At 43.7% G+C, this 11,802-nt stretch carries 9 protein-coding genes and 1 pseudogene; 5 read left to right on the top strand and 5 right to left on the bottom strand.

What is annotated here, in order from left to right; genetic code table 11:
- Nucleotides 1-112: 112 nt before the first annotated feature.
- The gene (locus OC193_RS21445; RefSeq protein WP_048661064.1) at nucleotides 113-1,039 is read left to right on the top strand and encodes a LysR family transcriptional regulator; all 927 of its coding nucleotides are present in this window, start codon (nucleotides 113-115) and stop codon (nucleotides 1,037-1,039) included.
- A gap of 42 nt (nucleotides 1,040-1,081) precedes the next feature.
- Here the strand turns inward: OC193_RS21445 and OC193_RS21440 are convergent, their stop codons facing one another.
- Complete coding sequence (locus OC193_RS21440) at nucleotides 1,082-1,999, bottom strand: LysR family transcriptional regulator (protein ID WP_048661065.1); 918 nt, start codon at nucleotides 1,997-1,999, stop codon at nucleotides 1,082-1,084.
- A 133-nt stretch (nucleotides 2,000-2,132) separates the two neighbouring features.
- Here OC193_RS21440 and OC193_RS21435 point away from each other — a divergent pair.
- Together OC193_RS21435 and OC193_RS21430 are read left to right on the top strand one after the other, a co-directional pair.
- Nucleotides 2,133-2,468 (top strand): annotated as a pseudogene (locus tag OC193_RS21435) (DUF1254 domain-containing protein); the annotation flags it as partial.
- Between the two features lie 441 nt (nucleotides 2,469-2,909).
- Complete coding sequence (locus OC193_RS21430) at nucleotides 2,910-3,185, top strand: hypothetical protein (protein WP_048661167.1); 276 nt, start codon at nucleotides 2,910-2,912, stop codon at nucleotides 3,183-3,185.
- 98 nt (nucleotides 3,186-3,283) lie between these two features.
- Here OC193_RS21430 and luxN read toward each other — a convergent pair whose 3' ends face one another.
- Both luxN and OC193_RS21420 read right to left on the bottom strand, forming a co-directional pair.
- Nucleotides 3,284-5,860 carry a quorum-sensing autoinducer 1 sensor kinase/phosphatase LuxN gene (luxN, locus tag OC193_RS21425; RefSeq protein ID WP_048662404.1) on the bottom strand — a complete coding sequence of 859 codons (2,577 nt, stop codon included), beginning with the start codon at nucleotides 5,858-5,860 and terminating at the stop codon, nucleotides 3,284-3,286.
- Entirely contained in the window at nucleotides 5,853-7,088 is a 1,236-nt protein-coding gene (locus OC193_RS21420) for an acyl-homoserine-lactone synthase (RefSeq protein ID WP_048661067.1), read from the bottom strand. The genes luxN and OC193_RS21420 overlap by 8 nt, the downstream gene beginning before the upstream one ends.
- Nucleotides 7,089-7,756: 668 nt before the next feature.
- Between OC193_RS21420 and OC193_RS21415 the strand changes: the two genes are divergently transcribed.
- Nucleotides 7,757-8,149 (top strand): cystatin family protein, encoded by a 393-nt coding sequence (locus OC193_RS21415; protein ID WP_048662403.1) that lies wholly within the window; start codon nucleotides 7,757-7,759, stop codon nucleotides 8,147-8,149.
- Between the two features lie 103 nt (nucleotides 8,150-8,252).
- On the opposite strand, the gene OC193_RS21410 is transcribed toward OC193_RS21415, so the two are convergent.
- Together OC193_RS21410 and OC193_RS21405 are read right to left on the bottom strand one after the other, a co-directional pair.
- Nucleotides 8,253-8,831, bottom strand: coding sequence for a hypothetical protein (locus OC193_RS21410; RefSeq protein ID WP_048662402.1), 579 nt, complete (start codon nucleotides 8,829-8,831; stop codon nucleotides 8,253-8,255).
- Between the two features lie 212 nt (nucleotides 8,832-9,043).
- Entirely contained in the window at nucleotides 9,044-10,642 is a 1,599-nt protein-coding gene (locus tag OC193_RS21405) for an isocitrate lyase (protein ID WP_048662401.1), read from the bottom strand.
- Nucleotides 10,643-10,772: 130 nt separating this feature from the next.
- Between OC193_RS21405 and OC193_RS21400 the strand changes: the two genes are divergently transcribed.
- Nucleotides 10,773-11,726 carry a LysR family transcriptional regulator gene (locus tag OC193_RS21400; RefSeq protein WP_019825141.1) on the top strand — a complete coding sequence of 318 codons (954 nt, stop codon included), beginning with the start codon at nucleotides 10,773-10,775 and terminating at the stop codon, nucleotides 11,724-11,726.
- The last annotated feature ends 76 nt before the right edge of the window (nucleotides 11,727-11,802 follow it).

The following is an 11,802-nucleotide window of genomic DNA, read 5'->3' as shown; positions in this document are numbered from 1 at the left end:
ATCTCACTACATCCGTGTACTTCGTGAAGGTGGGATAACTATACAAAGTGGACTTTGTTAAGTTAATTCATATAAACTTAACCATTCGTTAAGCAATGCTTTATGGTGTCTCATGAAACTTAATAATGTCGATCTGAACTTATTGAAAGTGTTTGTGGTGGTGTATCAGGAGAAGAGCTTGAGAAAAGCGGCTGAGAAGTTGTTTGTCTCGACACCAGCGGTTAGCCAAAGCATCAAGAAGCTCAAGGAATCCTTAGGTGAAGAATTGTTTGTCCTGTCTCATCAGCAGTTTTTGCCAACACCTTATTCAGACGACCTGTATCGACGCGTTTTCCCGCTATTAGATGGATTGGTTACGGCGATAGAAGAAGGAAAACAGTTTAATCCCGCGGACCTCAGTGAAGATTTTAAGATAGAGGCGAATCCTCATGTCTTGCCTTGGTTGACTCCCGCTCTGTTTCATCAGCTATCAGTAGAAAGTCCACTTTCAAGACTGATCAGTCATACGAGTTCCCAAAATTCATTAGAAAGACTTAAGAGTGACGAGATTGATTTTGTCATTCACTTCGAAGCTAAGAATTTGCCTGCTGAGATCATTGCCGTACCTCTGGTGACCTTAAAGTTTGTATTGGCAGTAAGAGAAGATCATCCTTTCGAGGAATCCATCGCGACGATTGATGATTTGTTGTCGTTCCCATTTGCTCATGTTGACCTTGCTTATTTCGACCAAAACAAACATTCTCGATTGGAAGAGGAAGTCTTAAGCCAAGGTAAATCGATTAACATGGCACTGCGAACGACTTCCATCGTTGGGTTAATTGAAACGATCAAGTACTCCAACATTATCGCACCTTGCATGCCTCCGGTGATTGAACAACATAAAGGTGTCTTGCGCTCAATCGCAATTGAGGGATTGGAAGAGGGAACCGAGGAGATGGAGGTGTTCGCTTATTTTCATAAGAAAAACCAGCACTCAGCTAAATATAAATGGTTGCTGGATTTGATTGAAACGGCGATGACAGAGGCCAATCACCAGTAAGGGTCATGCTTGTTTGTTTCTACTTTTCAGAACTACATATAACTACTCTTTGAACACCTCTTCGATACACGATTCCAACCAGCGCATCTTCGGTTGATTGCGATGTTTACGCCCGATAGTCATGCCAATATCGCCATTTGGCATGTTGGGCATGTGAGGAAACTGCACAAAAGAAAATTCATTTGAAAGCGAATTGGCCAGTAGCTTTGAGCATGGGAATAATACGTCGCTCTGCTTCACTATAGATAATAAGCTGTGTAAGTAAGTCGAACGTATTTTTACCTCAGTATTGATGCCAACATCGGCTAACACGTTCGGTGCTAACGCAATATTGTCGTTCCAATCACTGACCACCAAGCTCGCTAATTGCAAGGTTTCTTGCTGGTCACTTTGCAAAAGCGTGTTGGCAAGTGGATGCCCAGTGCGGCATACCAAGACAAAATCATCGCTTGCGATACGTTTCTGGTATACCTGTTTGGATAATTCTAATGGGTAATAATTGACACCTAAATCAACCTCACCAGAGGTGAGTAAATCCAGAGTATTCGCGCCCCAATCCACAATATTCACTTTGACCTTAGGAGCTTGCGCTAACAATATCTGAGTTAGCTTTGCCGAGATGCTGTTAGCAATAAAGCCATTAATGGCGATGTTCACAGTGCCATCAAACTGAGCAACATCAAACTCAGACTTTGGTTCAAGTACTTGTTCTAACTGCAACAACACCGGTAACAAGGTCTGCTTAATTTCAAGCAATTTAGAAGTGGGTTCTAAGCCGTGTTGGGAGCGAATAAACAACTCATCGTCAAAGTACTCACGTAGCTTTTGTAGTGACCGACTGATAGAGGGTTGGCTTGTAAACAGAAGCTCTGAAGCCTTTCGAGTATTTTTTACCTCAATTAATACTTTCAATACCTTAAGTAAATTAAGGTCTAATCGTTTAAAGCGGTTACTCATCATGATTACTGCACTCCAGGCTTGAGAAGTCGTTTAGATATACCCAAACTGTATATCTTGATTTCATATAATCGATTGGAGTATATCATGAAGTGTCTACATACTGAGCTCATCGAAACAGACATGAGTAATCATTATGAAGAAAACGACGTTAGTGACGCTATTAGCATTAACTGCATTTGGCGCAACAGCTGCGGATAACAACAGTTCATCTGTTTATGATCATACTGCTGTTGGTGGTGTTAATTGGGATAACTACCCAGAAGCGGAGTCAGATTGGAACTTTCTTGGTCTCCAAAATAAGGTCGGTGTAAACCATTGGTTGCACGCCGAACCAGTCTCAAAAGATACACAAACTGTGATTCGTTCAAATCGTGATGTTGTTTACTCGACGATGGTTGTTGATGTATCAGAAGGTGCAACGTTCCATGTGCCCGCAGAAGACAACGACTATTTCCAAATCATCCATATCATGGACGAAAATCATCTGGTGCATAAGGTGGTTCGTCGTGGTGAAACACTTAACCTAACAGCTAGTGACTTGACGACAGGTACACATGTTCATGTACTAGCCAGAACACGTATCGCAGATTCTATCGAAGATACCAAACGTCGCCAAAGTCTGCTTTCTATCAAAGCGAATTCAGATAAGCCTTATCAAGGTAAAGGCTATAACCCTAGTGATGTTGAAAATTACCGTTTAAAACTGATCAACAATGTAATGAAACACGGCGCGCCTATTGAAGGGTTAAAGGGATTTGGTGCGACTTTGGATGACGTAGAAGACCACCACTTCAAATACGTGACGGCATTTGGTTACGCAGGGCTACCAGCCGATACAGCGCAATACCTAGAGCGCGTGCCAGGTCAAGGTAAGACGACCTGCCAAGAGTGGACGATTCCAACGCCAAATTTGGACTTTGAGGGGCGCGGTGGTTACTACTCTCTAACCACTTATGGAGCGGATGGTTGGATCGACTCTGAGCACTTCTATGCTTCTGGCGAATCCATGCGTGATAACGGTGATGGCACAGTGTCTGTCACATTCAACTGTGGTACCGGTGCAGCTTATGATTTTGAAGTGTCTGAAGGTTGGGCTGGCGTATTACGTTTGTACGAGCCAGTCGATGTGGATGAAACTTTAGAGTATATGGAAACGTTGCGTCAAATTGAGATTAAAGAGCTTTAGTATCTCTTCGAATAGCTGAAATATCCCAAAATAAAAACCCCCTCAAGAACCTTTCTTGAGGGGATTTTTAATCAGTCGTTAATTTACTTGTTAGCCATCTACTCTTCACCTTCGGCTTCTTTGGAAGCATTTGACGCCCAGTCTTTCTCAAGCCAGTTATCGAGTACGTGCTGCAATGCATTCAAAGACGTTGGCTTTTCAAGTCGACCATCCATTAACTGATTGATCATCTCTAATTCACGTTGTCCTGATTCGCCGGACAAAGCAATGATTGGCGTTTGAGGAGAGCGTGCCTTGATGATTTGGCTTGCGTCAAAACCATTCATTATCGGCATTTGCACGTCCATTAAGATCAAATCAACTTTGTGTGTTCTGAACAACTCAACAGCATTTTCGCCATTTTTGGCTTGTAAACTGTTAACGCCAAGTCGGCTCAAATACATCTGAACAAGTGTGCGTTGCACCTCTTTGTCATCAACGATGAGCACGGTAGGTGCTAAATGGCTCTCAGATTCTCGCGAACTTGTTGGTTGGGTATCAGCGCAGGTTTTATCTTGAGTAGTCGTTTGGTTGTGTTTCCAATCATTGAAATAAGGTGTACGAAGCGCATCTGCTTTGGGAGCATTCGGTACCACAGGGAAGTACAGGTGGAACTCAGTAAACTCACCAAGTTTAGAATGGCACTCAACTCTGCCACCAAATGAACGCATTACACGTTGGCAATAGCCTAGCCCTAAGCCGCTACCACCACTTTTTTGGTAAGAGAAGAAGTCATCAAAGATCTTGTGAGCAATCGCTTCATCTATGCCGGGGCCGGTATCTCGGAATATTAAAACGTTCTCGTAAGAGTCTATTTTGGTGCTGATTTCGATCTGGCTATCTGGATACGAATCAAAGTAATAAATCGCATTGCGTATTAGGTTGAAAATAACGAAGTTGAATAGGGTTTCATTTAGCTTTACAACAAAATCAGCATGTTGTGGTAAGCGAATACGTTCGATTATCTTCTCGTTTTCAAAGCCATAGTGGCTTACTGCTTGATCGACAGCTTTGTGGATAGAGGTCATTGTCACCGGACCATGCTCAGGTGAACTATCACTGACCTCACGCAAGATGATATCAATCAGCTGTCGGCCGCGTTGAATTGCAGCTTGGCCGTTTTCGATATCAAGTAGGATCTGTTTTGCTGGCGCTTGGTTGTCGATGTGCTGCTTTAGTACTTCGAAGTGCAGTTGCACTTGAGCAAGCGGGTTACGCATCTCATGGGCAATGGAGTTAGCCAGAGCACGACTTTGGCGAATGCGTCTATCCGCTTCGATGGTACTTTGCACACGAGTTAACAAGGTTTGCAGTGCAGAAATCTCTTCGTTAGAGAACATCTGATCGTTGCTCTTGTGCGATGACACCAACAAGTGCGTGACCGACTTTCCCTGACCAAACAGAGGCATTACCAAGGCCGTGTTGTTAGAACTCATCTTTTCATAGAGCGCATTGATAGAACGTTTTGCTGGCGCAGTGTAATCGAGCTCTTCAGACAGTTCGTCGAACACTAAAACAGACTTGCTGGTCGACAGGTAGTCTTCGTAGAAAGTCTCGTTGTAGTTGCTGTTAACAAGGCGCAGTTTGTCTTCTGGGATTTGAAGTAGGCTACCCAAACGACGCATCGCATCATCAATTGATAGCTTGAAATCTTCTTCTAAAGCAAGGATTTGCTGTACTGGTGTTGTCTTGTTCCCGTAGACAAAGAAGGAGGCATAACGGCTCACACGTTTATAAAGTACATGCCAAGTAATGCCTATTAGCGCGCAGATTGGAATGGCGATTAGCCATTGATTATCTTCGGTCAGCGGGATGAATATCGCACCAAACGGTATCACTAGAATAGCACACACTAACAGGGCGTTCAGGCTCATGTACGCAAGGTATTTCACGCTGTAGAAACGAGATGTCAGCAGGGCATACCCAACGAACAACATCTCACTAATAGACAAGGCTGGTGGTAGCCAAGTCAGTGAGAAATCACGCAAGAAGTAAGTCATACCTAGGTGGATCGTTGCTGTGGACAACATGAACACCAAGATACCTGCAATCATATAGCTGGTTTTGGTCAGCGTGAGCTTGCTGCTGTTGGCGCGCATTGCCACTAGGTTACCCAGTGTCAGTACCACAAAGCTGATCATGCCGATGAAGAAGTACGAAGTGTGCGGGCCAAATTCAATCACGAACTGACTTGGACCAACAATGATAACGTCTTCAACGGTTAAGCCCGGACTTAAATTAATAAACAAGGAGTAGACGGTTAGAGTGACGAAAATCGCTTGTTGCCATAGGTGCACCTTACCGTTGCGTTGCTCGGCGGCAAGCTGACACGAGAAGTAATACGCGAAGGCAAACGCAAAGAAGGAGGCGAGGTTGGCAAATTTGGCTGCAAACACAGCTGCTGACGGCCCAAGCTCTGATAATAAGTCGGTATGGAAATACGCATTACTGCTGATCCACGCCACAATACAGACCGAATAGGCGATGTAGGCAACGTGGTGTGTACCTGCGATCGCTTCGCTCTTTAGTTTCAGACGGTAGCAATAGTAGAGTAACCACATCACGACTACAACAACCGTCGCAAGAAGCGTTATCGCTTTGGCGTGGATGATGGCTTCTAAGCCGAAATCAAACATGTTCGTCCTTATTTACCGAGCTTGGTTGTTGCAGAGAAACTGGTTGTTGAACAGAGTTAAGTTTTCTGCTGTTACGCACGGCGCGTTTGTAGCCTTTGAAGTCGGTGTCATTAAATACGTTGACCATCAATTCGAAATTCCAAAAGCCACGGTAAATGGTGGTGCCGTCATCGTTCAATTCGTAATATCCCGAATGGAAATACGCTTTTGGGTCAATAGCTTGATAAAACTGAAGCATGAAAGGTTGTTCAATGATGGTGAAGCCAATTTTGTAGCCAACTTGATGTAAGACGCTCATCAGCTCTTTTTGAGCGAGATAGAGGAAGTAGAGTTTTTGTTGGGTATTTCCACTGACGGTTAAGCGCAGAACTTCACATATGGCTCGAGTTTCGGATAGTTGTAACTGAAACTGATTATCGAATTTTGGCAGAGAGTCACATTTTGACAATATCGGTGGCGTGAATAGCTGTAACCCTGAAAGTGAATCGTAACCATGATTTGGTAAGCAGTATTGCCAGTGATCATTGCTGAATGGCGGCGCATAGCTTAGCCAGGTTTCATTTTTTGACCAATCTTGAATCAAGGCGGAAGAAACTAATGTTGGGAAGGCTTCATCGTCTGGGTGTTTGAGCAGGATAAAGTGCTTACCCGTTTGTGACAGGTGTAATAAAGGCAGCATCTCAAACCATTTTTCACCCTTGATGAAAACCTCAAGGTTGCTTAAAGCGATGGCATCACTGATAGGCATTCCTTGTGGGTGACTGGGTGTTTGTACCACAAGTTGATCATCTTCTATCTGATCGATGATCGCACTGTAATAAGCGCTGTCTTTAATGGGAAGATCGATACCAGAGGGTGAACGACTATCGAGCGGCGACTTTGCCTTAATGGCAGCAATTTCGCATTCGCACCAAAAGTCTAACCAATGCATGTAACACTGACCTGCCGCTTCCTCTAACAATGCCATCTCGGTCGATAAACTGCTTGGATAGCGTTGAATGAGATCGCGATAGTCCATCAATTCAAATAAAACGGAGAGGCTTTTGTGTTGATGTTCTGGGAAGAACGATTCCAATAGTCGTCTACGGTAGTCTGTGACGGTTTGGAAAAGTGCAGTGCGATCTTGTGGCTGATAAGTGTTGATCACGAGCTCGATCAGCGCTTGTTGTTTCTTTTCGATAGACAGACTGCTAGCCAACAGCGAGCCTAAAGACGACGTTAATTTCATGTTTAACCTAGCCTAGGTTTATATAATTATTTTTATACGATCTGCCGCTATCTACAGGACACTGATTTTAAGTATGTGTTTGAAGTTACGTTACTTTGAGCGAGCTAATCGTAACTTTACTTGTGTCCATGATGTGAGAGGTAAGTTGCATAATCGGACGAAATTCTACTACTTGCGTTCACCCTTAACAACAAAGCTTTGTCATATTTGAATCAGTTTATGGATGAATAAAATATACTATTATCAATAGCTTGTACTCTCTTCCATAATGCTGGATTAAATAATGATTAAGTCGAGAATATACTTTTGAATTTATAAAATAATGCGAATTCTCTGTTTTTTTGAACCAATATCATAATTCATATCAAGATGAGCTAACCTTATTAATCGCGATGGAAATGCCTCAACCTTGAAGCATGTGATCAACTGATGGGTTGTGTCTGTCTTATACTCGCTTACTCCCTCGCTACCCATTTTAATGATTTAAATATCAGGTGGATAACCCCGAGCCAGAATACTCGGCTTTGTTTTCCTGACAATCTTCTGTGTTTATAGAGTAGTTACACCATAATCTCTGATGAAGTGTTGACATTTGAGGTTTAAGCTTGCCTACATATGAAACATTATTGCGAGTATTCCCTCGTGAATGATTGAGGTAGAGAGAATTTATGAAGAAAGTACGATTAACATCATTACTTGGAGTAGCAACCTTGTTTAGTGTCGCTGCGTTAGCTGGATGTAGTCAGAAATCTGAGGTACCAATTCAGCCACAAGAGACTGCGAATCCGATCTGTAGCACTAAAAACCTAACTGGTGGTTGGTCGCAAAGCGATATTACACCAGAAGCTAAGCAAGCTTTAGACGCAGTTCTTGGCCAAATGAACACTTCAGCTGAGCTCAAGCAGATCTTGAGTGTTCGAACTCAAGTCGTCGCGGGTTTGAACTATGCTATTGAGTTTGAGATGGATAATGGTGAAGTGTGGAACACCATCGTTTACCGTTCTCTACAAGGTGACATCGAAATGACGCGACCTGCACAGAAAGGTCGTTTGTGTTCATAATCTAGAGGCTTCTGTACCTTGTGAGATAGGCTTGATAGCAAATGAAAATGGCTCCGTATTGGGAGCCATTTTTGTTTTTAAGAAGACTGATTATTGAACGTTTTTAGTTGGCCAGCTCGGGGACAGCTAACTCTTGAATACAAGCTCGGCTGATGTCTTCATCAATGTAAGCCATACCCAGCTTGTTCAAGTAATCCATACGATCAGCAGTGCGAAGTTCAATATCAGGGCCTGCGATGTTGTTCTCTTGATAAACCTTAGCCATGTGAGCCATGAACTGTTCACCCACACTCATCATTAACAGGCTCATCGCACCCACGTCCGGTCTTACTTTAGCTCGTTGCTTTTCAGATAGGTTTACCGCTAACACGATAGGGTGTTCTTCACCTTCGAAGCGAACACCTCGCTCACGAACGGTTTGTTGCGCCCAGTAATACGCCAGCTCTTTACTCTGAGTTAGAAACACTGGTTCAACCGATTCGGTGTAGTTATTGCCGATGGTCGCCATGGTTTTTGAAGCCGCTTCGTTGAGGGCTTTGTCTCCAGAGCGCTTTAGTCCTTGGCCTTGAATAGAAGCGAGTAAAGCTGAAGATGTACCGTGATACCAAGTATCACCCGTCGCGAAACCATTTTCTGATAGCAGCGTTTTTGCATCTTGTAGGTGTTTAGGTATTGAAGTCATAGGCACTCTCAATCAAAAGAAATATCAACAAACAGGAATCTCAAAAAACTTGAATACAGTTAGCTTAAACAGAAGTTGTTTGGTTAACCGTGGTGTGGAACACAAATCTGAGGCTTTGAGATAAAGCTGGCAGTAGTAGCTTTATCTCAAAGCCTTCCCCCGGATCTTACCTAAGTAAGAGAGAAGGACGAGGGAGGCTTTCGTGTTAGCGATTAATCAAATTGGTTCGATGTATTCGCTTCACCTGCTGCTTTTAGTGCGTTCTCACCAGCAAAGTACTCTTTATGGTCATCACCCATATCTGAACCAGACATGTTTTGGTGTTTAACACATGCGATGCCTTGGCGGATTTCTTTACGTTGAACGTTCGCAACGTAGCCCAACATGCCTTGGTCGCCGAAGTACTCTTTCGCGAGGTTGTCAGTAGACAGCGCTGCAGTGTGGTAAGTAGGCAGTGTAATCAAGTGGTGGAAAATACCCGCTTCACGAGACGCGTCTGCTTGGAATGTGCGAATCTTCTCGTCAGCGCTTGCAGACAGTTCTGATTCGTCGTATTCCGCGCTCATTAGGCTTGCACGGTCGTAAGCTGATACATCCTTACCTTCTGCTACCATCGCATCGTAAGCTTGCTGACGGAAGTTTAGCGTCCAGTTGAATGATGGAGAGTTGTTGTAAACAAGTTTCGCATTAGGGTGTACTTCACGTACGCCATCCATCATCTCTTTGATTTGACCGATGTGTGGTTTCTCAGTCTCAATCCAAAGAAGGTCAGCACCTGCGTTGATTGCTTCAATACAGTCAAATACACAACGATCTTCACCAGTACCTTGACGGAATTGGTATAAGCCTGAAGGTAGACGCTTAGGTCGAACTAGTTTGCCGTCACGGTTAAAGCAAACGTCGCCTTCTGCCATATCAGCAACATCAATTTCTTCAACATCTAGGTATGAGTTGTAGATATCACCTTGGTCGCCCGGCTCTTTCACTACTGCGATTTCTTTTGTTAGACCAGCACCTTGAGAATCGGTACGAGCAACAATGATGCCGTTGTCGATGCCTAGTTCAAGGAAGGCGTAACGAAGTGCGCGAAGTTTTGCGTGGAAGTCAGCATGTGGAACCGTTACTTTGCCGTCTTGGTGACCACATTGCTTCTCATCGGCAACTTGGTTTTCAATTTGTAGACAACATGCGCCCGCTTCAATCATCTGCTTAGCCATTAGGTAGGTCGCTTCTGCGTTACCGAAACCTGCATCGATATCTGCAATGATTGGCACCACGTGTGTTACGTGATTGTCGATTTTGTCTTGGATAAGGTCTTGTTGGTTAACATCGCCCGCTTCACGTGCAGCGTCTAGCTCACGGAATAAACCACCCAGTTCACGTGCATCAGCTTGGCGCAGGAATGTGTATAGTTCTTCTACTAGGCCTGCAACCGATGTTTTTTCATGCATTGATTGGTCTGGAAGTGGACCAAAGTCTGAGCGAAGTGCAGCAACCATCCAACCAGAAAGGTATAGGTAGCGGCGATCTGTCTTGCCATCAAAGTGCTTCTTAATAGAAATCAGCTTTTGTTGACCGATAAAACCATGCCAGCAACCTAAAGACTGAGTGTATTGAGAGCTGTCTTTATCGTAAGCCTCCATATCCGCACGCATGATATCTGCCGTGTATTGCGCGATATCTAGACCTGTTTTGAATTTGTTTTGAGCTCGCATACGAGCAGCAGATTCAGCATTGATTGCATCCCATGGAGCACCTGCAGCGCTTTTTGCAACTTCTATCATTTCGATATCTTGTGTAATTTGCGACATAACTATTCCTTAGTTTCACGTGGGGTATGGTTGCCAAATTGGCTTGGATTAAAACTTTGCTATGGACAAAGAATAACCACACATGTGATAATTTTGTTAATTTATAGTTATTATATTCGGTATTTTTCTTATGAATATTGCTCGTATAGACCTTAATTTGCTTGTGTATTTAGACATGTTGCTACGTGAAAGAAACGTTACACGAGCGGCAAATCAATTAGGAATAACTCAACCAGCCATGAGTAATGGATTGCGCCGATTGCGTGATCTGTTTGAAGATCCACTATTGGTGAGAACCAGTGAAGGGATGGTGCCGACCGAGCGAGCGCAAAAGTTGCAACCGCTGATTAGAAACATCTTGGCGAATGTAGAAAAGACACTCCAGCCGACCACAGAGTTTAATGCAGAAGACAGTGAACGCGTGTTTCGTATCATGGCGAGTGACTATGCTGAATCGACCATTATTCAACCTCTTCTGAAAAGGTTAAGTGAGATAGCACCGAAAATACGACTGGATATCATGACGCCAAGTGACGTGAGTTATCAGGATGTAGAGCAAGGTACTGTTGATATAATCATCAACCGTTTTGACGACATCCCACAGTCGTTTCACCAGATGAGCCTTTGGCACGACGGGTTCTCTTGCCTATTTAGCTGTGATAATCCAATTGCCGATAACTTTGATATTTTGTCTTATTTAAAGGCGCAACATATCTGGGTAAGTAAGACGGGGATGGGAACCGGAGTGGGAATCAACCCCAGTGAAGCACAAAAGCTCGGTTGGATAGATGAAGCGTTAATGCGCATTGGTAAAACCCGCAATATCACGGTATTTACTCGACACTACCTGTCGGCGATTCTTTTCGCACAACAGAAGAACTTGATCCTTACTATTCCTACTAAAGCGGCGCAATTGCAGCGCAACAACCCTAATTTGTTAATCAAACCAGCCCCATTTGCTATTGAACCTTTTGAAGTAAAGATGGCGTGGAGCCCCTTGTTACAAACCAATCCAGACCACCAGTGGATGCGTCGCTTGATCAAAAGTGTCGCCAATGAAATCGAAAGTGGTGTGACGGGATAACACAGTTTTTGTGGTATTTCTTTTGTGAATATCCAATATAAGCGGCATAAATTAGCTAAATTTTCGTCAGTTACGT

Source organism: Vibrio crassostreae, assembly GCF_024347415.1.
Classification (GTDB): Bacteria; Pseudomonadota; Gammaproteobacteria; order Enterobacterales; family Vibrionaceae; genus Vibrio; species Vibrio crassostreae.
This window is presented reverse-complemented; position numbering and strand designations above follow the sequence as displayed.